The following is a 21,263-nucleotide window of genomic DNA, read 5'->3' as shown; positions in this document are numbered from 1 at the left end:
GCGGTTTTCCGAAAAGATCATGCTCAAGCGATTTAGCTGCCCGTCTGCGGAGCCGGCGGCGGTGCGACCTGCCGCCGGAACAGGATGCGCTGGTAGAGCCAGCCGATCGCGACCAGCACGACGCCGAGGCACATGAACGACAGCGCGCGGTAGACGCCCGTCAGCGTCGACATGTCGATGACGAAGGCCTTCAGGATCGTCAGCGCGATGACGGCGGCGGACGCCAGCCGTGCCCGTTCCGAGTTGACGAGAATGCCGACCCCGAGCAGCACCACGCCGAAGGCGAGCCAGCCGATCGAATAGGTGTATTGCTCGGCGCCGGTCGTCGGGCCGCTGGAGAGGATCGGGCCGTGATAGAAGCGGCGGATCTCCAGCGTGACATAGGCGAGTGCGAATACCAGTGCGCCGCCGGCAATCGTGTTGGCGTAGACCTTGCCGCGCTCGCCAACCACTGCATAGGACAATAGCAGCATCAGCACCGCCGGCAGCGCATAGCCGAGCAGCAGCAGGTTGAACACCGCACCGCCGACGTCGATGCGCCAGATCAGCGGGTTCTCCAGGATGAAGAGGCCGAACACGCTGATGAGGCCGGCGATCGCCGTCAGCACGATCGCGCCGACATTGTGCACGATGCTGCGGCTGCGCAGCCGCAGGCGCTCCAGCCCGATCGCCATGGCGAGCGCGATGCAGACCTGCAGCGCGCATTCGAGCAGCGACGGCGCCGACGTCATCTGGCCGCCGGTGGCGAAATGACGGATTTCCACGAAGGCGAGCAGCGCCGTGAACAGGATCGCGGCCGCCTCGACCACGCGCAACGGCGCATCGTCGGCGCGGCGACGCAGAAAGATGCTCGCGCCCCAGAACGAGGCCGCCGGCAGGCCATAGCCCCACAGCAGCCAGTTGAAGATCGGCGTCGTGCCGACCGCATCGCCGACGATGCGCGGATCGTAGACGATGCGTGCGGTGACGATCGCGGCGAAGATCGCAGCTAACCGGCGCAGCACCGGGATCGGCCGCTGCAACGAGATCCAGGCGGTGCCGAGCGACATCAGCGCAAGCGCGATCGTGAGCCAGCCCTTCTCCAGGGCGAAGGTCAGCGCCAGCGCCAGCGCGCCGAGCGTACCGGTTGCGAACAATGCGATCGAGGTGGCAACACCCGGTCGTTCTTCGCGGCGCATCAGCGCTTCGGTCGCAGCGCCAAAGGCCGCGGCGAGCAGGACGGCGAGGATCGCAAACGGGATCGAGCGGTCGAGATGGGCGATGCGCGCATAGAGCGCAACAAGGAGCGCGATCGGCGTGGCGACGCCCGCCGCCGACCACACCACCGGAATGATCGCCGAGTTCGACCGGCCCTGCGCGAAGAAGCCCGCGACGCCGAAGCCGGCGGCGAAGATCGCGGCCGTCACCAGATGCAGCGTCACGGAGCTGTCGGTCGCGACAGGGCCGACGCCCGGCATGGGGCCGCCCGGCAGCACCAGCATGTCAGGGTTGGCGCGCACCGCCCATTCGGCGAACACGATGAACACGGTCGCAGCAGCTGCGCCCAGCGAACCGGTCGCCGCAGGCGCGCGCCAGGCGACGAACAGCGTCCCGCCGACCAGGAGCGCGAAGGCGATCAGCGCGAGATCCGCATGCGCGCTCGACAGCACGACCAGCATCGCGCCGAACAGATAGGCGCCGAGCGCGCCCGACGACACCGGCTCGATCTCGCCGTCCTCGATGGTCGGGCCGAACATGAGGCCGCAGACGACGAGCAGCGCGGCAAGCACGAAGCCGGCGATGACATGGAAGGCGTGCGGCGCGACCTGCACCTGTTCGGTATCGAGCCCCGGGAAGATCCAGAGCACCGCGAAGGCGATTGTCGTGACGGCAAGCCAGCGCCACAGCCGGATACGGGCGAGGCCGAAGCTCGCGGCGGTGACGATGGCGAGATAGATGTAGAGCGCCCAATAGTCCGGCTTGCCGCTGGAGACGAGGATCGGCGTCACGAAGGCGCCGACCACGCCGAGGCCGGCGAGCGCGGGCCCGTGCAGGAGCGCGGCGGCAAGCGTGCCCATCGCAACGATGCCGAGCAGCACGAAGGCGGTTGCCGGCACCAGGAAGCCATAAAGCGCATAGGCCGCATAGATGGTGGCGAACGCCACCGCCGTTCCGGCCGCGGTGAGGATCGCCGGGATGTTGGCGATCGGCAGAGCCGCGATGGTGGAGATGCTCTCCTTGCGCCGCGTCCATTCACCAGCGCCGAGCAGCGCGAGTGCGAACAGGCCGCCAAGGAAGACGCGCACGCCGGGGCCGACGAGGCCGGCCTCGATCGAATAGCGCACCATGAAGAAGCCGCCGAGCGCCAGCGCGAGGCCGCCGATCCACACCACCCAGCGCGTGCCGAGGCGCTCTTCGAACCCGGGCGCGGCCTCCGGCATCGGAGGCGGCGCATCAGTGGCCGTGCCCGGTTCGAGCGGGGGCGGTGCAGCCTCCTCGGTGACGAGCGGAGACGGCGTGGGTTCGGCTTCCGGCGCAAGCGGCGGCGGCTCGGCGGTGGGCGTGGAGGCGGGCGTTGCGGGCGTTTCAGCCTGCACCTGCGCGGGCATCAGCGGCGGCGGTTGTACAACAGGCCGCTGCGCATAAAACTTCTCTTCGAGCAAGTTCAGCCGGCGGCGCAACTCGGTCGCCTGGCTGGACGCCTTGATCGCGATTAGGAAGGCGATGATCGCAATGATCAGCGCAAAGACGTCGAACGGGCCGTCGAGCATGAAGCCTCCAGGCAACCGGCGGGCAGGGGCCGGTACCACTGATATCAGGATCTAGCGCCGGGAGCGCACACGCAAGCCCGGCGCGGGCCGCTCCTGGAGCACCTCGCGGCGGAAGCGGTAGAGCGCTGCCGGCCGTCCGCCCGTCTGTGTCGACATCACCCCGGTCGGTTCGACCAGGGCTTCCGCTTCGACCAGGCGGCGGAAATTCTGTTTGTGCAGATGCCGGCCGGAGATTGCCTCCACCGTATGCTGCAATTCCGTGAGTGTGAACTCGGCGGGCAAAAGTTCAAAGACCACAGGACGATACTTCAGTTTCGCGCGCAGCCGCGCGATTCCCGTGGCGAGAATCCGGCGGTGGTCGAACCGCATCGAGGTCCCGAGCGCCGGCAGCGACTTGCGCGCTAATGCCGCAGGACGGCCGTCGCGCCGCGCCTCCTCGATCAGCCCGGCCTCGTAGAGCAGCTCATAGCGGTCGAGCACGCGCTCCTCGTCCCAAGGCGCGCCGTCGAGGCCGAAATAGAACCGCACGCGATCCTTGCGCGGCAATGCGCGGGTCGTCTCCGGCGTCTCCTGCTCCGCCCAAGCTGTCAGCGCGGGGATGATGTCGCGGGCGATGATCGCGGGCGGCTCCTCGCGCCAGTCCTCCCAGGGCAGGAAGCGGTACCAGGGCTCGAAGCTCGCGCCGTTGGCTGCGAGCTCGCCGCCCGCGGCGCGCGTGAGTGCGAGATAGCCGATCGAGACCATGTGTGCGCCGGTGTCGCCGGCCTCGGCATGACGGCCGCGATCGCCGAAGGTGTAGAGCTGCTCGACATAGCCGAGCCGCAGGCCCGCCTGCTCCTCGACCCAGGCGCGCAGGCCGATCTCGAAGGTGCGATGGCTCAGCGCATCGAACGGTCCGAACGGCAGGCCGGCCAGCCCATCGCTGCTGTGCGCGGTGAGGATCAGCGGCTCATGATCCTCGATCGCGACGATCGCAGCGGTCAGGCCGATCTCGATCGGCGTCAGCAGCGTCTCGCTCATGCGGCTATTGTCGCGGCTGTTGCGAGAAGAATGTCTTCGTTGGTTGAGCCGGTCGCTCCGCGGGCTCGCTGCGACCTCTCCCGCTTGCGGGAGAGGTCGGCGCGTAGCGCCGGGTGAGGGTTTTCTCCTCTAAGGGATTGTCCCGTTGCCGAGACACCCTCTCCCCAACCCTCTCCCGCAAGCGGGAGAGGGGGCGCACCCGCATTGTGGCGCGCAGCCGTCATTCGAGCTCGATCACGAACGGGCGGCCCTCGATCATCATCGCGCCCGGGCCCATCTCGTCGAGCGCGCGCAGCATGCGGCCGTTGCGCCCCAGCGCGCGGTCGGCGAGGCCGACGATGCGCCGGTTCGGCGAGGCGATCGGCGAGGCGGCGCGGATCTTCTTCGCGATCTCGATTTCGTCGCGGTGCGGATTGAGCGCGCAGACGGCGGCGAAGGCGCTCGCGGTGGAGCGGCTGATGCCGGCATAGCAATGCACCACCAGCGGCGCGCTGCGGTCCCAGCCGCGCACGAAGTTCAGCACCTGCTCGATGTGCGTCTCCGACGGCGCGACGAAGCCGTCCATTTCCTCAGTGATGTCGTCCATCGACACCTTGAGATGGTTGGCCGGCAGCACGGATACCGGACGCGCCACCTGCTCGACATTGGCCATCACGGTCAGCACGTGGCTGGCCCTGGTGAGGCGGACGGTTTCGGGAAGCGCAGCGAGGGAACAGACGTGGATCATGGCGGACCTTTTTGCCGGCGATTATAGCGAGCGCTTGTAGGGTGGGCAAAGGCGCATCGCGCCGTGCCCACCATCTCGCAGTTGCGCGCATCGCGCCTGGTTTGGTGGGCACGCTTCCGCTTTGCCCACCCTACGAAGGGATGACGCTACGCAAACACCGCGCCAAACCGCTCCAGAAACTGCTTCTCCGCCCGCGCCGCGGTCCAGGGCGTGAGGTAGTCGCGCCGGACGCTGTCGGAGAGGCCCGGATCCTTGCCGAACAGGCGCCGCGCCTCGCTCTCGCTGAAGCCGGCAAGCTCGGTCGCCTCGAGGTAAGCCGCGCCGCGGTCGGCGGCCTTGATGGCCTGCGTGATCTCGTCCGCCAGCACCGGCGGCAGGCCGAAGCGGATGTGGATGGCGCCGAGCAGGCGTTTCTCCACCGCCTTGTAATGGCCGTCGAGCACCGCCTTGAATGGCGAGATCATGTCGCCGATGACATATTCGGGCGCATCGTGCAGTAGCGCAGCGAGCCGCATGCGCTGGTCCACGCGCGGCATTTCGTGCCGCATCACGGTTTCCACCAGCAGCGTATGTTGTGCGACCGAGAAGATGTGTGCGCCGGTGGTCTGCCCGTTCCAGCGCGCCACGCGCGCCAGTCCATGGGCGATGTCGGCGATCTCGACATCGAGTGGCGAGGGATCGAGCAGGTCGAGCCGGCGGCCCGACAGCATGCGCTGCCAGGCGCGGGACTCTGCGCCGCGTGAAGTTTTCTTGGCCGTCATTTGGCCTTGAGGCGCGGCTTGCGCTGCGTCTTGCCGCAGATTGCGTGGCAATGGCAGTCGACCAGGTGGTCGTTGACCATGCCGGTCGCCTGCATGAACGCGTAGACGATGGTCGGGCCGACGAATTTGAAGCCGCGCGCGGACAGCTCCTTGGAGATCTGTACCGACAGCGGCGTCGAGGCCGGCACGCTTCCCGTGGTCTTGAAATGGTTGACCTTGGGCTTGCCGCCCATGAAGTCCCACAGCAGTTTTGAGAAGCCCGGGCCCTTCTCCATGATGTCGAGATAGGACTTCGCGCTGAGGATGGCGCCGTCGATCTTGGCGCGGTTGCGCACGATGCCGGCATCGTTCATCAGCGCGTGGACCTTCTTGGCATTGTAGCGCGCGATCTTCTCCGGCTGGAAATCGTCAAAAGCTTTGCGGAAATTGTCGCGCTTGCGCAGGATCGTGATCCAGGAGAGGCCGGCCTGAAAGCCGTCGAGGATCAGTTTCTCGTAGAGCGCGCGGTCATCATACTCAGGCACGCCCCATTCAGTGTCGTGATAGGCGACATAGAGCGGATCTTCGCCGGGCCAGGGGCAGCGGGTCTTTCCGTCGGGATGCAGGCGGGGGGCTCGACTCATGCTGTGGGCTGCTTGGAGGGAAGGCGGACGATTTCGGGTTCGGCAAGCGTCAGGGTAAGGCCGCCGGCGGTGAGCGGCTGGCCGGCATCGAGCGCGTCGGCGACGCGGTCGATGCGCACCAGCGCAATGCCCTTGCCTTGTGCCGATGAGCCCATGGTGCCGACCGGCTTGTCCCCGGCCATCACGCTGACGCCGACTTCCGGCGAGATATCATCGAGCAGCACCTTGACGCTGCGCGTGCGCGCGGTGCCGCGATGCTGCATGCGCGAGACGACCTCCTGGCCGACATAGCAGCCCTTGTCGAAATCGACGCCGGCAAGCCGGTCCATGTTGGTCTCATGCGGGAACGCATCGCTATACATGAAATCGAGCCCGCCGCGGGGCACGCCGAGCGCGATGCGGTGCGCCTCGTAGTCGGTCGCATCGACCAGTTCGGCGCCGATCAGGTCGGACAGCTTTTGCGTGAGATCCTCGGGGATCAGGATGCGAAGGCCGAGCGCATCGTTGCGCGGATCGGCGAAGGCGAGGTCTGGCTGCGCCGCAAGCTGGCCGTCCCAGGCCGCGAGCACGCCGAGATCGAGGTTTTCCACCGTGACCTTGGCGCGCAGCTTGTAGAATTTCAGCTTGGTGGCGAGGGTGTCCGCCAGCGCCTTCGGGCAATCGATCAGGAACCCGCCGCCATGACCGGCCGGCGCCTCCGTGATCAGGAAATCGGCGATGATCTTGCCCTGCGGCGTCAGCAGTGCGCCGAATCGCCCCAGCCCCGGTTTCAGCCTGTCGACATCGGTCGTGATCAGGCCGTTGAGGAAGTTGCGCGCATCCTCGCCCGCGACCTTGACCACGCCTCGGTCGGGAAGAAACGCTGATTTCATGCGAAAATCTCTTGCGACATGTTGCTCCGGAACGTAAGCCCGCAAGGCATAAACGACAAGACCTCGAGCCCTGCGCTTGGGGATGAGAGAGGCCCCATGACCCAGCGTTTCGATGTGATCTTGAAGGGCGGCACCGTTGTCAACCAGGACGGCGAGGGTGTTCGCGATATCGGCATCACCAATGGCCGCATCGCGGAGCTGGGCCCGCTGTCGCAAGGCTCCGCCGCCGAGGTGATCGACTGCAAGGGCCTGCACATCCTGCCCGGCGTGATGGACACGCAGGTGCATTTCCGCGAGCCTGGGCTGGAGCAGAAGGAAGACCTCGAGACCGGCTCGCGCAGCGCCGTGATGGGCGGCGTCACCGCCGTGTTCGAGATGCCGAACACCTCGCCGCTGACGGTGACCGAGGCCACCTTCACCGACAAGGTGAAGCGCGCCCATCACCGCATGCATTGCGATTTCGCCTTCTTCATCGGCGGCACCCGCGAGAACGTGCAGGACCTGCCGGTGCTGGAACGCGCGCCGGGCTGCGCCGGCGTCAAGGTGTTCATCGGCTCCTCGACCGGCGCGCTGCTGGTCGAGGACGACGAAAGCCTGCGCCGCATCTTCCAGGTGATCCGTCGCCGCGCCGCCTTCCACGCCGAGGATGAATACCGCCTCAACGAGCGCAAGTCGCTGCGCATCGAGGGCGATCCGCGCTCGCATCCGGTCTGGCGCGACGAGACCGCGGCGCTGATGGCGACGCAGCGCCTGGTCAAGCTCGCGCGCGAGACGGGCAAGCGCATCCATGTGCTGCACATCTCGACCAAGGAAGAGATCGAGTTCCTGCGCGACCACAAGGATGTCGCATCCTGCGAGGCGACGCCGCATCACCTCACCCTGGTCGCGCCCGAATGCTACGAGCGGCTCGGCACGCTCGCGCAGATGAACCCGCCGGTGCGCGGCGCCGATCACCGCGCCGGCATCTGGCGTGGCATCGACCAGGGCATCATCGACGTGCTCGGCTCCGATCACGCGCCGCATACGCTGGAAGAGAAGCAGAAGACCTACCCGGCCTCGCCCTCCGGCATGACCGGCGTGCAGACGCTGGTGCCGCTGATGCTCGACCACGTCAACGCCGGCCGTTTGTCGCTGGCACGGTTCGTCGACCTCACCAGCGCTGGCCCCGCGCGTCTCTACAACATGGCCTGCAAGGGCCGCATCGCCGCGGGCTACGACGCCGACTTCACCATCGTCGATTTGAAGCGCAGCGAGACCATCACCAACAAATGGGTGGCGTCCAAGGCCGGCTGGACGCCCTATGACGGGGTCCGCGTGACGGGCTGGCCCGTCGGCACCTTCATCCGCGGCCGGCGCGTGATGTGGCAGGGCGAGCTGGTGACGCCGTCGCTAGGCGAGCCGGTGCGGTTTTTGGAGACGTTGAAACAGTAGGGGGTAGAAGCCCATTCGATCCGTCATCCTGAGGTGCGAGGCACGGGACGCAACGCGTCCCGTGGAGAGCCTCGAAGGATGCACGGCCACGCTGCGACCACGCGGAGAGAGCCGGGCCGTCGCCCTTCGAGGGCCGCTGAAGAAGCGGCCACCTCAGGGTGACGGATTGAGTTTTGAGTGTTCGCTTGCAAGTGCAGCAGGCCGTAGCCCGCATGAGCGCAGCGACATGCGGGTTTTCACTTTGCGAGGTTCCCGGGTTTCGCTACGCTCACCCGGGCTACGCTTTGCAGCGCGAGGTGACAATGTCCCAACCGACACCCCTCATCACCACCGAGCAGCTCGCCGCCATGCTCGGCGATCCCAATCTCCGCCTCTACGACTGCACGACCTACAACCAGCCCGTCCCGCCCGGCAGCGATGTGCCCTATCGCGCGGTGCCCGGCGACAAGACGTTCGCAGCCGGCCACATTCCCGGTGCCGATTTCCTCGACCTGCAGGGCGAATTCTCCGACACCTCCGCGCGGCCGCTCTACATGATGCCTGACGTGGCCCAGCTCGAGGCCGCCTTCGGCCGCCATGGTCTGGATGCATCCAAGACCATCGTGCTCTACAGCATCGGCAGCATGATGTGGTCGACGCGGTTCTGGTGGATGCTGCGCGCCCTCGGCGTCGATGCTCGCGTGCTCGACGGCGGCCTCGACAAATGGAAGGAGGAAGGGCGGCCGATCGAGACGGGCGTACCGAAGGGCTACCCGGCCACGACCTTCAAGGCCACGCCGCGCGCGGGCTTTTTCGTCGACAAGGACACCGTGAAGGCGCGGATCGGTGATCCCTCGACGGCAATCGTCAACGCGCTTTTACCGCAATATCACCAAGGCCTTGAGCCGAGCCGCTACGGCCGGTCCGGCCGCGTGCCGGGCAGCGTCAACGTACCCGCCCCAACGCTCGTCAATGCCGACAAGACGCTGACGAGCCTTGCAGATGCAGAAGCAAAGTTCGCGGCCCAGGGCGTCACGCGCGACAAGACTGTGATCGTGTATTGCGGCGGCGGCATCTCCGCGACGATCGACCTCTTGCTGCTGACGCAGCTCGGCTACGACAAGCTGACGCTGTACGACGGTTCGATGGGCGAATGGGCGAGGGACCCGTCGCTGCCGATCGAGACGGATTAGGGCCTTTCTTACCCTCCAGGGGAGGGTAAGAAAGTCAGGAACCTTTCGCCCTAGCCTGCATCGAATGTCCGGAACGAACCGAAACAAGCAGGTGACCGCCATGCCACGGACCGCAGCCGGCCTGTCCGCCGGCGCCAGAACATCGGAAGCCGTACTGATCGACCGCGCGAGGGGCCATGACGAGGCCGCGCTGCGCGAGATCATGCAGGTCAACAACCGCAGGCTATACCGCCTCGCGCGCGCAATTCTGCGTAGCGACAGCGAAGCCGAGGATGTGGTGCAGGAAACCTATGTGCGCGCCTTCACCCATCTCGACGGCTTCCGCGGTGAGTCCGGCCTGTCGACCTGGCTGTCGCGCATCGCCATCAACGAGGCGCTTGGCCGATCGCGAAGCGCGAGGCCGCATGTCGAGCTCGGTTCGGTGTCCGAAGCCGCGCTCGAGGCGCAGATCATCAAATTTCCCGTCTCTCCCGCAGGCGATCCGGAAAGGACCATGGCCCAACGTGAAATCCAGCGCGTCGTCGAACGCGCCATCGACGAGTTGCCGGATGTTTTTCGCATGGTGTTCGTCGCACGCGTCATGGAGGGCATGAACATCGAGGAGACGGCCAAGTTGCTCGGCGTGAAGCCCGAGACCGTGAAGACGCGGCTGCACCGCGCCCGCACCATGCTGCGTGACAACGTCGAGAAGGAGATCGGCCCGGTGATGATGGATGCCTTCCCGTTTGCCGGCTGGCGCTGCGAGCGCCTGACCGAAGCGGTGCTGAAGCGGCTCGGTGTCGGCGGCTGAAATTTTCCGGGAACGTTTGCGCGAAACGCCCATCCAATTCCTGTGAAGCAACGCACCGGCAAAACGTCCGGCAGCACAGGAGGTCAAACCATGTTCATCCGTTGGAGCGCGGCGGTCGCCGCGGCAATTCTGCTGTCGAGTCCCGCGCTGCACGGCGCCAAGGCCGCCGACAAGCCGACCGATCCGCAGATCGCCCATATCGCCTACACCGCCGGCGTGATCGATATCAACGCCGCCAAGCAGGCGCAGAAGAAGGCGAAGAACAAGGACGTCAAGGCGTTTGCCGAGGACATGCTGCGCGACCATGAGGCGGTCAACAAGCAGGCGCTGGCGCTGGTCAAGAAGCTGAACGTCACCCCTGAAGACAACGACACCAGCAAGGCGCTGTCGAAGCAGGCCAGCGACAAGCTGGCCGAGCTGGACAAGCTGAGCGGCCCTGCCTTCGACAAGGCCTATGTCGCCAACGAGGTTGCCTACCACAAGGCGGTCAACAGCGCGCTGGAGACCCAGCTGATTCCGTCCGCCAGTAACGCTGAGCTGAAGAGCCTGTTGCAGACCGGCCTGAAGATCTTTCAAGGCCATCAGCAGCACGCCGAGCATGTCGCGGCCGAGCTGAAATAGGGACATCGGATGATGCCGGGACGCCTCGCTTCGATCGCGCTTGCGGTCATCTTCCTGTCGATATCAGTCCCGGCGCGCGCCGCGACGATAGAGATCACGATGGAGAATCTCGTGATCGCTCCGGCTGAGGTATCGGCGAAGGTCGGCGATACCATCATCTGGATCAACAAGGACGTCTTCGCCCACACCGCCACCGCGAAGAACGGCGATTTCGACGTGACCCTGCCGCCGAAGAAGTCGGCGACATCAGTCGCGAAGAAGGCGGGAACGGTCGAGTATTACTGTCGCTATCATCCCAACATGAAAGCGACGCTCAAGATCGAGCCCTGACGCAGGAGGGAGCATATTCCCGGCTCTGTCGGGAACATCTCCCGCTCATCGCGAGACTAATGCTTGTCCGCGGCAGACGGCTTCCGTGCGATAAAGGCGGCAGACTTCGCGACCTTGTCGCCAAGATCTTGTCGCCAAGACCTCGTCGCAAAGTCATTCATCCGTCAACTGGCCCCGCCTGCGTGGCGGGGTCATTTTTGGAGTGTGCTTATTGCCGGGATATGTCGACGGAGAATTCGCCGTTGCGGATACGGCCCGGAAAACCCTCGACGAATTTTGCCACCGCATCCTCGCCATAGGTGCCGACGAGCTCGGCGAATGCGGCGAACAGGCTCGCCTGCGCCAGGCAGTCGCCGTCGACGCCGTCATGGCGCGCTTCGGCCCAGGCCTCGTTGAGATAGCTCAGGGCTGCCTGCTTCTGCTCGTGATCGGGCAGCGGCGCGCGGTCGGGGGCGTATGAAATCGGCTGGCTCATGAAACTCGATCAGGGCTGGGGCGCGTCCACGGCGATGCGCTGCACGAGAGGTGTAGCACGCGCATTAACGTCCGCTAGGCCACATCTTTAGGAACGGTTAACGGCTGTGAACAAAGTCGATGACAGGGTTCCGGGTCGGATGCTCCGAAGCCAAACCCTCACGGTGAGGAGCGTGCGACGCACGCGTCTCGAACCATGGAGGCCCCGCTGCTGCAGCCGGGCCTTCATCCTTCGAGACGCGCGCAAAGGGCGCGCTCCTCAGCGACTGTGTTCTTCGTCAAGCGGTTTGCCATGGTTTTCGGTCCCTGAGCATGGCGTTGAGGGTGGTCAGGAGCTTGCGGGCAACGGCGATGAGGGCGACCATTTTCGGCTTACCGGCGCTGACCAGGCGGCGATAGAAGACCTTGAGCTGCGGATGGCACCGGATCGCCGAAAGAGCGGCCATGTAGAGGGCCGCCCGCAGGGCGGATCGGCCTCCGCCGATCTTGCTCCTGCCCTTCCATCGGCCGGACTGGCGGACGAACGGGGCAAGTCCGGCGAGGCTTGCGATCTGGCGCCGATTGAGCGCGCCAAGCTCGGGGACTTCGGCAAGGAGGGTGCGCGCGAGTGTGTTGCCAACACCGGGAAAGCTGATCAGCAAATCCTCCTTGTCCCGCCAGACCGGCGAACCGCGCACCAGTGTGTCGATGTCGTTGTCGATATCCGGCAGTTCCTTCTCGAGCAGCTTGATGTGGCGAGCAAGGCCCTTGCGGATGCGGACGTTCTCAACCCGTTGCTCGCGCTGGCGTTCGGCGACGATCATCTCAATGATCTGCCGTCGGCGAGCGACCAACTCGGCCAGCAGCCGCGCCTGCTGATCCGGGACGGGGCGCAAGGCCGGCTTCACCGCCTCGACGAACCTTGCGATCACTGCCGCATCGATCGGATCCGATTTGGCGCGCTGACCGATGGCCTGTGCGAAATGCCGGATCTGGGCCGGATTGATCACCACCAGCGGCAGCTGGGCGCCGGCCAGTGCCGCGGCGACGACGGTCTCGAAGCCTCCCGTCGCCTCCACCCCAACCAGCGTCGGCGAACAGCTCAGAAGGCGCGCAACAAGTTCTTCCAGGCCCTTGCCATCGCGCGCTACGGCAAACACTTCTCCGATCGGACGGACATGCACGTCCAGCCGGTCCTTCGACACATCAATGCCAACATAGATCGCGTCCATCTGCACCCATCCTTGCGCAACCGGGCTCGCCAGGCGGCCCCCGCGACTGTTCGGGTTCAATGGAACAACGGACGGGGCGCCGCGCTGAGGAACGGGCTTCAAGGCCCTTGGATGAAGCGGTCTCCCGTCCGTTACCGCATCGGACACTCTATCCGATCCAGTGAGTCGTGACTTACAAGGATGAGGAGACACTCAGTTCGCGTAGCGCGCGGTGAGATCGCGCGAGATCTTCGAGCCTTCCTCGATATAGCGGCGGATCGCCACCGTCGCGGCGGGCGTGCAGCTCCGGTAGGTCTGCTGGAAACCGTTATAGCCGCGGTTGAAGCCGGCGATCATGCGGGTGCGGCGCTCTCCGGATGGGGTTTCGGCGTCGATCAGCGCCTGCATCTCGGTGCGCCATTTGTTGCCCTCGTTGGACCCGCAGATGCCGCGCAGATAGTGCAGCCCGCCGAGGATCTCGGCCAGCCGCTGCAGTTCGCCGTCAAACGGCGCCGCCACGTCCTGGGCCCGGGCGGGCGGGCAGGCACAGGCGAGAATCAGGGCGAAAATGGCCAGAAATCGCGTCGACATCGACGGTGTATGCCCCCTCGGGACGGCGGGCGCAAGGCGGGCCGTCAGGCCCCGATCAGCCGGTGGGCGGACTGGATGACCTCCTCCAGCCCCCCGGTCAGCTTGAGGTCGCGGAGGCTCGCCAGGGAGTCCGGGGCGATCCAGCGGTAATCGTCGAGCTCGTCGTTCAGGACCGGCTCCCGGGCCGCCCAGCGGGCGGCAAAGGACATGATCAGATAGTGGCCGGCGCCGGGTGCGGCCGGCAGCACCTCGCGCCATCCGGCTAGCCCAATGATCTCGATACCGAGCCCGGTCTCCTCGTCGACCTCGCGCTTGACCGCCTGGTGCAGCGATTCGCCGAACTCGACCCGGCCGCCGGGCAGCGAATAGAAGCCTTTTGCGGGCGAGCGGGCGCGGCGGGTCAGCAGCACCTTGCCGTCGCGAAAAATCGCGGCACTGACCGCGATCTGGGGATGGCTGGGCTGGACGACCGCGGACATGGCACTAGTTCGCCATGATCGTATCGACGTCGGCCTCGGCGCCGCCATTGATGATGCCGCCGCAGGCCGCGATCAGCGGCTTGACCCAAAGGGTGGCCTGCTCGGCGAGGCGCACGCGGGTCGTGTCCTTCTCGACCTCACGCATGGCCGAGCCGACCGCGGTCAGGATCGAGGTCATGGTGTCAGTGATATGGTCGAACTGGGCGCGCACGTTGGGATCGGCCTTCTCATAGGCCTCGATCGCGAGGTCCCGTGCCTTGAAATTGGACGCGGTGAAATGTTCAGCATAGGACAGCGGCGACCAGGTCAAAAAATCTTCGGCGCATTCCGGCATATCAGGGACCATTTCGAGCAGCATCACGGCTTCATTGAAATGGTTGAGATAGTCAGTGGCAAGCCCGGTCCGCGGGTTGATGTTGGCCACGCGCAGCCGTTCGGCCCAGGCCGCAGCCTCGGGGCCCGTCTGTACATGCGTCCGCGCGGGTTGGGTGGCCGTTGAGCTCATCTGCCGCAGTGTTAACGTTCGGGGTTAAAAGGACCTGAACGGACCCTATATAGGCCCTCAAGGATGTGTGGACGCTTCGTCATAACTTCGGCCCCCGCGGCTTTGCGGCAACTGTTCGGCTATGTCGAGCAGCCGAATTTCCCGCCCCGGTACAATGTCGCCCCGACGCAACCGATTCCGGTCGTTTTGGTCGAGAACGGCGCGCGCCATTTCCGCCTGATGCGCTGGGGCCTGCTGCCGTCCTGGGTCAAGGAACCCCGCGGATTTACGTTGCTGATCAACGCCCGGTCCGAGACCGTGCTGGAGAAGCCGGCGTTCAAGAAAGCTATACGCCGGCGCCGCGGCCTGATCCCGGCGGACGGCTATTACGAGTGGAAATCGGAGGGCGGCCGCAAGCAGCCGTTCTTCATCCACCGCGCCGACGGCGAGCCGCTCGGCTTTGCCGCGGTGTTCGAGACCTGGGTCGGGCCGAACGGCGAGGAGCTCGACACGGTCGCGATCGTCACGGCCGCAGCGGGCGAGGACTTGGCGGCACTGCATGACCGTGTGCCCGTCACCATCAGCCCGCGCGATTTCGAGCGCTGGCTCGATCATCGCGGCGACGAGGTTGATGCGATCCTGCCGCTGATGAGGCCCCCACGCATCGGCGAATTCGCCTGGCACCCCGTCTCCACCCGCGTCAACCGCGTCGCCAATGACGACGAGCAGCTGCTCTTGCCGATCAGTGCGGAGGAGATGGAGGCGGAAGCCGGGGCCGTGAAGCCGAAGAAGACGGTGCGAAAGGTTGCCGCGGCGTCGTCAGATGACGGGCAGGGGTCGTTGTTCTAGCTGCGGTGCCGTAGGGTGGGCAAAGGCGCAACGCGCCGTGCCCACGATCTCTCTCCTCAATGCGCAATGGTGGGCACGCTTCGCTTTGCCCACCCTACGGCAGCGGAGTTCTAGACAACCTCCCTTGCCCTCAGTGCCCCAATCTCCGCTGCATCGAACCCCAGCTCGCCCAGCACCGCATCCGTATCCGCGCCCAGCTCCGGCGCCATGCGATCGAGCCTGCCGCCGCCATGCGCGAGCTTGAACCCGCTGCCCGCAAAGCGCAGGCGGCCATAGGGTGTGTCGAGCTCCTGGATCGCGCCGCGCGCCTTGATTTGCGGATGGTCGATCACCTCCTCGACCTTCCAGATGCTGGCGCAGGGGGCGCCGGCGTCTTCCAGGATCGTCTCCCATTCGCGCGCCGGCCGTTTCGCCAGCGCCTCCTCGATGATGGCGCGCAGGGCCGGCTCGTTCTCGTTGCGCGAGAACCAGTCCGAAAAGCGCGGATCACTCAGCGTGTCCTCGCGTCCGAGCGTGGACATCAGCGCGCGGTACTGCTTCTCGTTGTTGACGGCGAGCAGGAGGTGGCCGTCGCCGCATCTGAACAAATTCGCCGTGGTCCTGCGGCTCACCGCCTGGTTGCCCGAAAGCTGCTGGCGATGGCCGGCGACCGACCAGTCGGCGATCTGGCCCGAGAGGAACGCCATCGTTGCCTCCAGCATGGAGACGTCGATGAGCTGTCCCTTGCCGGTGCGGTCGCGCTGATACAGCGCGCTCGACACGCCGAACGCGGCGGTGGCGCCCGAGAGCACGTCGCACACGGCAAAGCCGGCGCGGGTCGGCCCCGTTTCAGGATGGCCGGTGATCGCCATGATGCCGGACAGCGCCTGCATCTTGCCGTCATAGCCGGGCCGCAAACGGTCCGGGCCGGTCTGGCCGAAGCCTGACACCGCGCAATAGATCAGTTTTGGATTGATCGCGGAGAGCGCCTCATAACCGATGCCGAGCTTGTCCATCACGCCCGGGCGGAAGTTTTCCATGACGACATCGACCTGAGCGGCAAGCTTCTTCACGATGGCGATGGCATCGGGCTTCTGCAGGTCGAGCGTCAGGCTGCGCTTGTTGCCGTTGATCGCCTGGAACGCCGGCGCCAGCCCGCGCTCGGCCCATTCGCGGGAGAGCGGCGTCCGGCGCATGTCCTCGCCCTCGCGCCGCTCGACCTTGATGACGTCCGCGCCCAACAGCGCGAGCTGGTAGCTCGCATAGGGGCCGGCCAGCACTTGCGTGAAATCCAGGATCTTCACGCCCTCGAACGGTCGCGTCACGTCGCTCTCCCTTGGCTTGTTTCTTGTCGGAGGACGTCAGGCGGCGCGGTTGCCGCGCGCGATCTCCTTCTGCTTGTCGAATTCGGCGCGGCGGCGTGCGAGCTCTTCCGGGGAGAGCTGCGCGACGTTGTTGTAGTCGAGCTTCCAGGCGGCGTCCTCGCTCCAGCGCAGCGGCGACTGCATGGTGGTTTGCGGCCCGCTCGCGGTCTCCAGAAGCTTCAGCGCGAGCTCCAGCGTCTGTGCCTGCGAGGCGACGTCGTGCGGCTTGCCGGCGGAATTGCCGAGCGGGAAGTCCGAGAACAGGAAGCGTGGCACGGCGGCGTGCTCGATGATGTCCTTGGCGCAGCCCATGATCACGGTCGGAATGCCGTTCCGCTCCAGGTGCCGCGCCACCAGCGCGGTGGTCTGGTGGCACACCGGGCAGTTCGGCACCAGCACGGCGCCATCGACCTTGTCGGCGAGGCAGCGCGAAAGAATCTCCGGCGCGTCGGTGTCTAGCGTGACGCGATGGCTGCGGTTGGTCGGTGCGCCGAAGAAGCGTGGTGCCACGTCACCGATGCGTCCGGCGGCGGACGCTTTCAACAGCTGTGGCAGCGGAAACCAGGTGCCGCTGTCGGTTGCCGAGGTGTGCTTGCGGTCGTAGCCGATGTGGGAGATGCGCAGGTCGTGCTGTTGCGACGTGTCGCCGTCATAGACCTGATAAAACTTCGCGCTGCCGTTATAGGCTGCGCCCGGCCCCTGGTCGCCCTTGGTGGGATCGTAAGGTGCAGCGGTGGTGATGATGGTGACGCGCGATTTTGCCAGCGGCTTCTTCAGCGGCTGGAACGGCGCCTCGGTGTAATGCGCCCAGCGATACGGCGTGGTGTAGCCGATCGCCGCATAATAATCGCGCGTGCGCTGCATGTAAGGGACGGGGGAGTCATAGTCGGGCGCAAAGCCGAATTCGTCGTCGCGCGGAGCGGACATGGGGCGCGTCTCCTGGTTCTTGGTTGGCGATAGACTAGAGATAGTTTTGGGGTTGCTCAACGGGGGGAGCGGCGGCGCAGGTCAGAATTGCAGATGAGGATGGTGCGGCGAGGACGGTGCCGCTTACCCTCCCCTGGAGGGGGAGGGTCGGCTCACATGGAGCGTTAGCGAAATGTGAGACGGGGTGGGTGACGGTCTCTCCACATCCAACAGTGTCCGAGTGGAGAGATCACCCCACCCCGCTCGCGCTGCGCGCGATCGACCCTCCCCCTCCAGGGGAGGGTGAAGAGCGTCATCTACCGGAACACATGCAGCGCCACGTATTGCAACAGCATGATCGCCTTGGCGTCGATGATGCGGCCGTCGGCTATCATCGCCAGCGCCTCGTCGATGGACAGCTCGAGCACCTCGATGTCCTCGCCCTCGTGTTCCAGGCCGCCGCCGTCGCTGACCCGCATCTCCGGCTCGTACTCGGCGACGAAGAAATGCAGCTTCTCGGTCACGGCGCCGGGGCTCATGAAGGCCTCGAACACCTTGTGGACGTGGTGCAGGCGATAGCCGGTTTCCTCCTCGGCCTCGGCGCGGATGCGCTCTTCGGGCGAGGCATTGTCCAGCACGCCGGCCGCGGCCTCGATCAGGAGGTCGTCGTAACCGCGGATGAAGGCCGGCAGGCGGAACTGGCGCACCAGGATCACAGTGCACCGGGCAAGGTTGTAGGGCAGCACGGCGGCGGCGTTGTCGCGCTCATAGGTCTCGCGGTGCTGCGTCTGCCACGCGCCATTGGCGCGGCGGTACTCGAACGTCGTGGTCTTCAGCGGCGTCCAGTTGTCCGAGAGCACGCGGACGTCCTTGATGCGGACGCGGTCGGAAATGGTCATTGGCCCGATCTCAGTTGCTTGGCGTGGTCGCGCGGCCGTCGAGCCACTTCTGGAACATCACGGAGGTGGACAGCTCGAAGCCGAGCGAGCCATAGAATGCATTGGCTTGCGCGTTCTCGCGCCGGACCAGGAGCTGCAGCTTCGAGATTCCAGCCGCGCGCAGCCAGTCCTCCGCTGCAGCCATGACCACGCGTCCATAGCCGCGCTTCTGGCTGTCAGGATCGACCGCAACATAATAGACCCAGCCGCGATGGCCGTCATGGCCGACCATGACGGTCGCGACGATCCCGTCAGCCTCGCGGCCGACCAGCACAGTCGAATTCTCCCGCCGCCGCGCCAGCGCGATGTCGGCATGCGGGTCGTTCCAGGGCCGCGTCAGGCCGCAGCGCTGCCACAGCGCAACCACCTTCTCGACGTCGGCTTCCTTGATTGCATCGATGGTAAGAGACACGCTCACAGCACCTTCCCCGGATTCATGATGCCGAGCGGATCGAGCATCGCCTTGATCGACCGCATCAGCTCGATCGCGGTCTTGTCCTTCACCTCGGGCAGCTCGTCGCGCTTGAGCACGCCGATGCCATGCTCGGCCGAGATCGAGCCGCCCATGCGCAGCACGATCTCGAACACCACGGCGTTCATCTCGTGCCAGCGCGCCAGATAATCGGCCGTGTTGGCGCCGATCGGCTGGCTGATATTGTAGTGCAGATTGCCGTCGCCGAGATGGCCGAACGGCACCGGCCGCGCGCCGGGGATCAGCTTGACGACGGCGGCATCGGCCTCCGCGATGAAGGCAGGCACGGCGGCGACGGGCACGGAGATGTCGTGCTTGATCGAGCCACCCTCCGGCTTCTGCGCCGCCGACATCTCCTCGCGCAGCTTCCAGAAATTGTTGCGCTGGGCGAGGCTGGCCGCGATCACGGCGTCGTCGACGATCTCCTCTTCCATGGCGCGGCCGAGGATCGTCTCCAGCGGCGTGCGGGCATCGTCGCCGGGAGAGGACAATTCCATCAGCACGTACCAGGGATGCTTCTCGGCAAGCGGATCGCGCACGTCGATGCCGTGGCGGACCGAGAAATCGACCGCCATCTCCGACAGCAATTCAAAGCTCGTCAGCGCGTTGGCGGCTTCGCCTTGCGCGATCGTCAGCAGCTTCAAGGCCGCCGCCGGCGATTTCAGTCCGACATAGGCGGTCTCGACCGCCCGCGGCTTCGGAAACAGCTTCAGCGTCGCCGCCGTGATGATGCCGAGCGTGCCTTCCGCACCGATGAAGAGGTTGTGCAGATTGTAGCCGGTGTTGTCCTTCTTCAGCTTCGACAGCACGTTGAGCACGCGCCCGTCGGCGAGAACCACTTCCAGCCCCAGCGCCATCTCGCGCGCGACACCATAGGCGAGCGCGGCGGTGCCGCCGGCGTTAGTCGACAAATTCCCGCCGATGGTGCAGCTGCCTTCGGCGCCGAGCGACAGCGGAAACAGCCGGTCGACGTCGGACGCCTTCTGCTGCGCGATTTGCAGCACCACGCCGGCCTCGCAGGTCATGGTGTTGGAGGCGGTATCGACCTCGCGGATCTTGTCGAGGCGCCGCAGCGACACCACCACCTCGCCATTGTGCGGCGTCTGGCCGCCGACGAGCCCGGTGTTGCCGCCCTGCGGCACCAGCGCAATTCTGTGTTCAGAGGCGAGCTTGCAGATCGCGGCGACTTCCGCGGTCGAGCCCGGGCGCAGCACCAGCGGCGAGCGGCCGTGGAACAAGTTGCGCTCCTCGGTGACGTAAGGCTCGATGTCGGTCGCATCGGTGATGGCGTGGCGCTCGCCGACGATCTTGCGGAATTGTTCGATCAGCTCGGGCGCGAGCGGAGGTGGGGCAGTTTTGTTGATGTTCATCTCGTCTCTTCGCTCTTATCGTGCCACCGCAGCGCGCCGCAGTCGGTCATTGATCGCTTCCCCCAGCCCTTCCTCGGGGATCGACATGACGGCGATCGCCTTCGGCGCCTTCGCATCCAGGCTGCGAAGATAGCCGAACAGATTGGCGGCGGCTTCATCGAGATCACCGGCGGGCGACAAATTCATGACAGCCGCGGCAGCATCAATGCCGGGCAGGCGCGAAGGTCCGAACGCGAGCAGCGCTTCATCAGGCGCAACGTCCTGCGCGCGGAGCCGCACATTGGCGCGTGGCGCGTAATGCGAGGCCAGCATGCCCGGCGCCAGCGGCTGGCTGTCGTCGCTGCCGGCCTCCACAGGCGGTCGCGCCAGGGCTGCGCCGAGCACCGCCTCGATCCGCTCACGCGACAATCCTCCGGGCCGAAGCAGCATCGGCGCATCGAAGCAGCCGACAATCGTCGATTCGACGCCGACGTCGACCGGCCCGCCGTCGACGATGAGGTCGATCCGCCCCGCAAGGTCGCTTTCAACATGGGCGGCCAGCGTCGGTGAGACGTGGCCGGAGATGTTGGCGGACGGCGCCACCACCGCTCCGCCAAAGGCGCGCAGGATCGCCTGCGCCACCGGGTGGGCGGGAATGCGGATCGCGACGGTGTCGAGACCTGCAGTGGCGAGATCCGCCACCGGACAGTCGTCCGTCTTCGGCACCACCAGGGTCAGCGGCCCCGGCCAGAATGCCTCCGCAAGCTTCAGCGCGCGGGCGTCGAACCGGCCGATCCGGCGCGCAGCGGCGATGTCCGCGACATGCGCGATCAGCGGATTGAAGGCGGGCCGCCCCTTGGCGCCGTAGATATGGGCGACCGCACTGGCATTGGCGGCGTCCGCGCCGAGCCCGTAGACCGTCTCGGTCGGGAACGCGACCAGCCCGCCGGCCGCGAGCGTCCGGGCGGCGGCCCCGGCGGCGGCCTCGCCGGCCGGTAAAATCAGCGTTTCAAGACCCGTTTTCACAGGGACAAAATTCCTCATCTCGGCCGCTTGCGGTGCGCCAAACCCGACGCTATAAGCCGCCTTCT

23 protein-coding genes are annotated in these 21,263 nt (G+C 66.1%); 6 read left to right on the top strand and 17 right to left on the bottom strand.

Annotated elements, in window-relative coordinates; genetic code table 11:
* Positions 1 to 32: 32 nt before the first annotated feature.
* The 6 genes from N2603_RS33735 to ygfZ all read right to left on the bottom strand — a co-directional run bounded on the left by N2603_RS33735 (position 33) and on the right by ygfZ (position 6,753).
* Entirely contained in the window at positions 33 to 2,750 is a 2,718-nt protein-coding gene (locus N2603_RS33735) for a DUF2339 domain-containing protein (RefSeq protein WP_260385523.1), read from the bottom strand.
* A gap of 51 nt (positions 2,751 to 2,801) precedes the next feature.
* Positions 2,802 to 3,770, bottom strand: coding sequence for an NUDIX hydrolase (locus N2603_RS33730; RefSeq protein ID WP_260385522.1), 969 nt, complete (start codon positions 3,768 to 3,770; stop codon positions 2,802 to 2,804).
* 220 nt (positions 3,771 to 3,990) lie between these two features.
* Positions 3,991 to 4,497, bottom strand: coding sequence for a tyrosine phosphatase family protein (locus tag N2603_RS33725; protein ID WP_260385521.1), 507 nt, complete (start codon positions 4,495 to 4,497; stop codon positions 3,991 to 3,993).
* Between the two features lie 146 nt (positions 4,498 to 4,643).
* Positions 4,644 to 5,258, bottom strand: a complete 615-nt coding sequence (locus N2603_RS33720) for an HD family hydrolase (protein ID WP_260385520.1) — start codon at positions 5,256 to 5,258, stop codon at positions 4,644 to 4,646.
* Complete coding sequence (locus N2603_RS33715; protein ID WP_260385519.1) at positions 5,255 to 5,881, bottom strand: DNA-3-methyladenine glycosylase I; 627 nt, start codon at positions 5,879 to 5,881, stop codon at positions 5,255 to 5,257. Before N2603_RS33715 ends, N2603_RS33720 begins: the two co-directional genes overlap by 4 nt.
* Complete coding sequence (gene ygfZ, locus N2603_RS33710; RefSeq protein ID WP_260385518.1) at positions 5,878 to 6,753, bottom strand: CAF17-like 4Fe-4S cluster assembly/insertion protein YgfZ; 876 nt, start codon at positions 6,751 to 6,753, stop codon at positions 5,878 to 5,880. Before ygfZ ends, N2603_RS33715 begins: the two co-directional genes overlap by 4 nt.
* Positions 6,754 to 6,849: 96 nt before the next feature.
* On the opposite strand from ygfZ, the gene N2603_RS33705 reads away from it, so the two are divergent.
* The 5 genes from N2603_RS33705 to N2603_RS33685 all read left to right on the top strand — a co-directional run bounded on the left by N2603_RS33705 (position 6,850) and on the right by N2603_RS33685 (position 11,097).
* The gene (locus N2603_RS33705; RefSeq protein WP_260385517.1) at positions 6,850 to 8,184 is read left to right on the top strand and encodes a dihydroorotase; all 1,335 of its coding nucleotides are present in this window, start codon (positions 6,850 to 6,852) and stop codon (positions 8,182 to 8,184) included.
* A gap of 302 nt (positions 8,185 to 8,486) precedes the next feature.
* The gene (locus tag N2603_RS33700) at positions 8,487 to 9,356 is read left to right on the top strand and encodes a sulfurtransferase (protein WP_260385516.1); all 870 of its coding nucleotides are present in this window, start codon (positions 8,487 to 8,489) and stop codon (positions 9,354 to 9,356) included.
* A 100-nt stretch (positions 9,357 to 9,456) separates the two neighbouring features.
* Complete coding sequence (locus N2603_RS33695; RefSeq protein WP_260385515.1) at positions 9,457 to 10,146, top strand: RNA polymerase sigma factor; 690 nt, start codon at positions 9,457 to 9,459, stop codon at positions 10,144 to 10,146.
* Between the two features lie 90 nt (positions 10,147 to 10,236).
* Complete coding sequence (locus tag N2603_RS33690) at positions 10,237 to 10,767, top strand: DUF4142 domain-containing protein (RefSeq protein WP_260385514.1); 531 nt, start codon at positions 10,237 to 10,239, stop codon at positions 10,765 to 10,767.
* Positions 10,768 to 10,776: 9 nt separating this feature from the next.
* Positions 10,777 to 11,097 carry a cupredoxin domain-containing protein gene (locus tag N2603_RS33685; protein WP_260385513.1) on the top strand — a complete coding sequence of 107 codons (321 nt, stop codon included), beginning with the start codon at positions 10,777 to 10,779 and terminating at the stop codon, positions 11,095 to 11,097.
* Positions 11,098 to 11,305: 208 nt separating this feature from the next.
* Here N2603_RS33685 and N2603_RS33680 read toward each other — a convergent pair whose 3' ends face one another.
* The 5 genes from N2603_RS33680 to N2603_RS33660 all read right to left on the bottom strand — a co-directional run bounded on the left by N2603_RS33680 (position 11,306) and on the right by N2603_RS33660 (position 14,336).
* A complete protein-coding gene (locus tag N2603_RS33680; protein ID WP_018648760.1) occupies positions 11,306 to 11,572 on the bottom strand; it encodes a hypothetical protein in 267 nt (88 codons plus the stop codon).
* Between the two features lie 277 nt (positions 11,573 to 11,849).
* Positions 11,850 to 12,782 carry an IS110 family RNA-guided transposase gene (locus tag N2603_RS33675; RefSeq protein WP_260384990.1) on the bottom strand — a complete coding sequence of 311 codons (933 nt, stop codon included), beginning with the start codon at positions 12,780 to 12,782 and terminating at the stop codon, positions 11,850 to 11,852.
* 192 nt (positions 12,783 to 12,974) lie between these two features.
* Entirely contained in the window at positions 12,975 to 13,352 is a 378-nt protein-coding gene (locus tag N2603_RS33670; protein ID WP_018648759.1) for a TIGR02301 family protein, read from the bottom strand.
* A gap of 44 nt (positions 13,353 to 13,396) precedes the next feature.
* The gene (locus N2603_RS33665; protein ID WP_260385512.1) at positions 13,397 to 13,831 is read right to left on the bottom strand and encodes an NUDIX hydrolase; all 435 of its coding nucleotides are present in this window, start codon (positions 13,829 to 13,831) and stop codon (positions 13,397 to 13,399) included.
* Between the two features lie 4 nt (positions 13,832 to 13,835).
* Positions 13,836 to 14,336, bottom strand: coding sequence for a hypothetical protein (locus tag N2603_RS33660; RefSeq protein WP_018648757.1), 501 nt, complete (start codon positions 14,334 to 14,336; stop codon positions 13,836 to 13,838).
* Positions 14,337 to 14,399: 63 nt separating this feature from the next.
* Here N2603_RS33660 and N2603_RS33655 point away from each other — a divergent pair, with 63 nt between their 5' ends.
* Positions 14,400 to 15,164: an SOS response-associated peptidase gene (locus N2603_RS33655; protein WP_260385511.1), complete on the top strand. Its 765-nt coding sequence runs from the start codon at positions 14,400 to 14,402 to the stop codon at positions 15,162 to 15,164.
* 110 nt (positions 15,165 to 15,274) lie between these two features.
* Here N2603_RS33655 and N2603_RS33650 read toward each other — a convergent pair whose 3' ends face one another.
* The 6 genes from N2603_RS33650 to N2603_RS33625 form a co-directional block, all read right to left on the bottom strand.
* Positions 15,275 to 16,468 carry a CaiB/BaiF CoA transferase family protein gene (locus N2603_RS33650; RefSeq protein WP_260385510.1) on the bottom strand — a complete coding sequence of 398 codons (1,194 nt, stop codon included), beginning with the start codon at positions 16,466 to 16,468 and terminating at the stop codon, positions 15,275 to 15,277.
* Positions 16,469 to 16,504: 36 nt separating this feature from the next.
* Positions 16,505 to 17,434 (bottom strand): glycine/sarcosine/betaine reductase selenoprotein B family protein, encoded by a 930-nt coding sequence (locus N2603_RS33645; protein WP_260385509.1) that lies wholly within the window; start codon positions 17,432 to 17,434, stop codon positions 16,505 to 16,507.
* Positions 17,435 to 17,730: 296 nt separating this feature from the next.
* The gene (locus N2603_RS33640; protein ID WP_260385508.1) at positions 17,731 to 18,312 is read right to left on the bottom strand and encodes an NUDIX hydrolase; all 582 of its coding nucleotides are present in this window, start codon (positions 18,310 to 18,312) and stop codon (positions 17,731 to 17,733) included.
* Positions 18,313 to 18,322: 10 nt separating this feature from the next.
* The gene (locus N2603_RS33635) at positions 18,323 to 18,769 is read right to left on the bottom strand and encodes a GNAT family acetyltransferase (protein WP_260385507.1); all 447 of its coding nucleotides are present in this window, start codon (positions 18,767 to 18,769) and stop codon (positions 18,323 to 18,325) included.
* Positions 18,766 to 20,193 carry an FAD-binding oxidoreductase gene (locus N2603_RS33630; RefSeq protein WP_018648751.1) on the bottom strand — a complete coding sequence of 476 codons (1,428 nt, stop codon included), beginning with the start codon at positions 20,191 to 20,193 and terminating at the stop codon, positions 18,766 to 18,768. Before N2603_RS33630 ends, N2603_RS33635 begins: the two co-directional genes overlap by 4 nt.
* 15 nt (positions 20,194 to 20,208) lie before the next feature.
* A complete protein-coding gene (locus tag N2603_RS33625; RefSeq protein ID WP_026312969.1) occupies positions 20,209 to 21,198 on the bottom strand; it encodes an L-threonylcarbamoyladenylate synthase in 990 nt (329 codons plus the stop codon).
* Between the last annotated feature and the right edge of the window lie 65 nt (positions 21,199 to 21,263).

Origin of the sequence: Bradyrhizobium huanghuaihaiense (genome assembly GCF_025200885.1) — a bacterium.
In the GTDB taxonomy this organism is placed as follows: domain Bacteria; phylum Pseudomonadota; class Alphaproteobacteria; order Rhizobiales; family Xanthobacteraceae; genus Bradyrhizobium; species Bradyrhizobium huanghuaihaiense.
Note: the sequence above shows the minus strand (reverse complement) of the source record. Positions and strands in the feature narration are given on the sequence as shown.

What these genes read in the sequence shown, in the direction of transcription:
- N2603_RS33705 (WP_260385517.1), top strand. Translation starts at nt 6,850, where the DNA reads ATGACCCAGCGTTTCGATGTGATCTTGAAGGGCGGCACCGTTGTCAAC.
- N2603_RS33685 (WP_260385513.1), top strand. Translation starts at nt 10,777, where the DNA reads ATGATGCCGGGACGCCTCGCTTCGATCGCGCTTGCGGTCATCTTCCTG.
- N2603_RS33715 (WP_260385519.1), bottom strand. Translation starts at nt 5,881, where the DNA reads ATGAGTCGAGCCCCCCGCCTGCATCCCGACGGAAAGACCCGCTGCCCC.
- N2603_RS33725 (WP_260385521.1), bottom strand. Translation starts at nt 4,497, where the DNA reads ATGATCCACGTCTGTTCCCTCGCTGCGCTTCCCGAAACCGTCCGCCTC.
- N2603_RS33655 (WP_260385511.1), top strand. Translation starts at nt 14,400, where the DNA reads ATGTGTGGACGCTTCGTCATAACTTCGGCCCCCGCGGCTTTGCGGCAA.
- N2603_RS33735 (WP_260385523.1), bottom strand. Translation starts at nt 2,750, where the DNA reads ATGCTCGACGGCCCGTTCGACGTCTTTGCGCTGATCATTGCGATCATC.
- N2603_RS33645 (WP_260385509.1), bottom strand. Translation starts at nt 17,434, where the DNA reads ATGTCCGCTCCGCGCGACGACGAATTCGGCTTTGCGCCCGACTATGAC.
- N2603_RS33690 (WP_260385514.1), top strand. Translation starts at nt 10,237, where the DNA reads ATGTTCATCCGTTGGAGCGCGGCGGTCGCCGCGGCAATTCTGCTGTCG.
- N2603_RS33695 (WP_260385515.1), top strand. Translation starts at nt 9,457, where the DNA reads ATGCCACGGACCGCAGCCGGCCTGTCCGCCGGCGCCAGAACATCGGAA.
- N2603_RS33720 (WP_260385520.1), bottom strand. Translation starts at nt 5,258, where the DNA reads ATGACGGCCAAGAAAACTTCACGCGGCGCAGAGTCCCGCGCCTGGCAG.
- N2603_RS33730 (WP_260385522.1), bottom strand. Translation starts at nt 3,770, where the DNA reads ATGAGCGAGACGCTGCTGACGCCGATCGAGATCGGCCTGACCGCTGCG.
- ygfZ (WP_260385518.1), bottom strand. Translation starts at nt 6,753, where the DNA reads ATGAAATCAGCGTTTCTTCCCGACCGAGGCGTGGTCAAGGTCGCGGGC.
- N2603_RS33700 (WP_260385516.1), top strand. Translation starts at nt 8,487, where the DNA reads ATGTCCCAACCGACACCCCTCATCACCACCGAGCAGCTCGCCGCCATG.
- N2603_RS33640 (WP_260385508.1), bottom strand. Translation starts at nt 18,312, where the DNA reads ATGACCATTTCCGACCGCGTCCGCATCAAGGACGTCCGCGTGCTCTCG.
- N2603_RS33660 (WP_018648757.1), bottom strand. Translation starts at nt 14,336, where the DNA reads ATGAGCTCAACGGCCACCCAACCCGCGCGGACGCATGTACAGACGGGC.
- N2603_RS33630 (WP_018648751.1), bottom strand. Translation starts at nt 20,193, where the DNA reads ATGAACATCAACAAAACTGCCCCACCTCCGCTCGCGCCCGAGCTGATC.
- N2603_RS33680 (WP_018648760.1), bottom strand. Translation starts at nt 11,572, where the DNA reads ATGAGCCAGCCGATTTCATACGCCCCCGACCGCGCGCCGCTGCCCGAT.
- N2603_RS33675 (WP_260384990.1), bottom strand. Translation starts at nt 12,782, where the DNA reads ATGGACGCGATCTATGTTGGCATTGATGTGTCGAAGGACCGGCTGGAC.
- N2603_RS33665 (WP_260385512.1), bottom strand. Translation starts at nt 13,831, where the DNA reads ATGTCCGCGGTCGTCCAGCCCAGCCATCCCCAGATCGCGGTCAGTGCC.
- N2603_RS33670 (WP_018648759.1), bottom strand. Translation starts at nt 13,352, where the DNA reads ATGTCGACGCGATTTCTGGCCATTTTCGCCCTGATTCTCGCCTGTGCC.